This is a genomic window from Microbacterium sp. Bi128 (assembly GCF_918698205.1).
In genome coordinates this window covers 1-2,057 of record NZ_CAKKMM010000919.1, presented here as the reverse complement: position 1 = coordinate 2,057, position 2,057 = coordinate 1, and the positions used below count along the sequence as shown (strand labels likewise).

Annotated in this window: 2 protein-coding genes and 1 pseudogene; 2 read left to right on the top strand and 1 reads right to left on the bottom strand. The window is 60.8% G+C overall.

Annotation, left to right across the window (positions count from 1 at the left end):
* Positions 1-119 (bottom strand): LysR family transcriptional regulator (locus LQV45_RS28020; RefSeq protein WP_290370332.1); only part of this gene is annotated, 119 nt, incomplete at its 3' end.
* Between the two features lie 228 nt (positions 120-347).
* Here LQV45_RS28020 and LQV45_RS28015 point away from each other — a divergent pair.
* The gene (locus tag LQV45_RS28015) at positions 348-1,637 is read left to right on the top strand and encodes an extracellular solute-binding protein (protein WP_230010184.1); all 1,290 of its coding nucleotides are present in this window, start codon (positions 348-350) and stop codon (positions 1,635-1,637) included.
* 54 nt (positions 1,638-1,691) lie between these two features.
* A pseudogene (locus tag LQV45_RS28010) lies at positions 1,692-2,057 on the top strand (sugar ABC transporter permease); the annotation flags it as partial.

Genomic DNA, 2,057 nt, shown 5'->3' with positions numbered 1-2,057 from the left:
GCCGGCTGGCTGAGGTGGAGCCGCTCGGCCGCCCTGGTAACGCTTCGCTCGGTAATGAGGGCATCCAGCGAGATCAGCAGGTTGAGGTCGAGACGGGAAAGCAGGACATGTTTCGTCACGGCGCAGCGATCCTTTGAAAGTGGAACCGTTTCAAGGGAGCTTATCAGCGGGATCAATAACCTAGGCGAAGCCATCAGGCGTCTGAATAGACCTTCCGCGGACCCCCGTTAAACTTATGTCCGTCATAGCAAAGACTTATGTGTCTTTTAGGCACATCTCCTGCATACTTGTGAGTGACCGGGGTCACGACACCCGGATTTTGGACAATGAAGTCAGAAAGGCTGGACATGACACAGCACCGTCGCTATTCAGGCCTGAAGGTCGGCGCCCTCGCCGTCCCCACCGTCGCAGCACTCATTCTTACCGGTTGCTCGGCCTCCACCGGCAGCAGCTCCTCTTCGGGTGGTTCCCAGGAATTTTCACTGTCCTTCGCGACATCCAACACCATCGAGAGCCCCTTCCAGGTGTTGGCAGAAAATTACATGAAGTCACACCCGAACGTGAAAATCACCTTCAATCCTCAGCCGAACGACTCCTACGACCAGACCCTGCGCACACAGCTCCAGGCCGGAAACGCCTCAGACGTCGTAGTGACCTCACCCGGCTCCGGCACCGGCCGCAGCATCCTGCCGCTCGTCCAGGCAGGTTTCCTTGAGCCGCTTGACGATGCCGCGAAGCAACTGCTCCCCGAGGGAAGCGCCAGCACCTTTGGAACCGACGGCAAGGTGTACGGCCAGGCCACGGAAATTACGATTTCTGCCTTGGTGAGTAATGAGACGGCTGCAGCTGCAGCCGGTGGCTTCCCTGCCGACTATTCCTCCCTCCAGCAGCAGTGCAAGGCTCTGGAGTCCTCCGGTAAATCCCTCTTTGCCCTTGCCGGATCAGCCCCTCCCAACACAGGGCTGATGGCGATGTCCCTGGCAGCCTCGCGCGTCTACGCGGAAGACCCGAAATGGAACGATAAGCGCGCTGCCAAGGAAGCCACCTTCGCCGGCTCGGACGGTTGGAAGTCGGCCCTCGAAGCAGTTAATACCTTGAAGGACGCGGGCTGCTTCCAGAAGGGTGCTGCCGGCGGCGGCTTCGATGCCATCACCAAGGGGCTTGCCAGCGGAACGTCCGTGAGCGGCTTCATCCCGGCTCCAAGCTGGAAGCAGCTGCAGTCCGCCGCTGGGGGCTCCCAGTTCGCCGTACGGCCGTTCCCGGCGGAACAGGGCTCAGGTAATAGCTACGTATTTGCCAGCGCAAACTACGCCTTCTCCATCAACGCGGCCTCCAAGAACAAGGACGCTGCCAAGGCCTTCCTCGACTGGGCCGCCCAGCCTGAACAGACCAAGGCATTCGCAGAAATCGACGGTGCCCTGCCGGTCAGCGGACTCGACAAGTACGATTTCGACGGCGGCGCCTATAAGAACGTCGGAGGCCTGATGAAGGACGGCAAGTACGGCCCCCTGCCCAACATCCAGTGGCCGAATTCCGCCGTCTACGACGCGCTGGCCACGGGGGTCCAGGGCATCATCACCGGCCAGAAGAGCCCTGACCAGGTCCTGCAGGCCATGGACGCGGCCTGGGATCAGTAGCAGTTCTTGACCATCAACGTTCCGACGACTCAAAGGGACAAGCAAGGAATACCAATGACTGCGACGATGCAACCGAAAAGCGAAGCAGCTGAAGCACCCCGGCGAGGCAAGCGGACGCCGGGGGCGGGTGAGAACACCCGTCCCCGGCGGGGGCCCATGCAGTTCGGACACTGGTGGTGGGCGCTGCCCGGGATCGCCCTGGTGTTTGCCATCCACTACGTGGCAACCGGAATCGGCGGATTCTTCGCCTTTACCAACTGGACGGGCATCGGCTCGTTCAAAATCACGGGCTGGACAAACTTTGAGGCCATCTTCAAGGACCCCACGAAACTCGGAGCCCTCTCCAACACCCTCTTTCTGGCCTTTGGCTCGGTTCTCCTGGGCAACATCGCCGGGTTGGTCATTGCGCTGGGCCTGAAC

Bases quoted from the DNA above. Each gene is read 5' to 3' on its own strand.
- LQV45_RS28015 (WP_230010184.1), top strand. From the start codon at position 348: ATGACACAGCACCGTCGCTATTCAGGCCTGAAGGTCGGCGCCCTCGCC.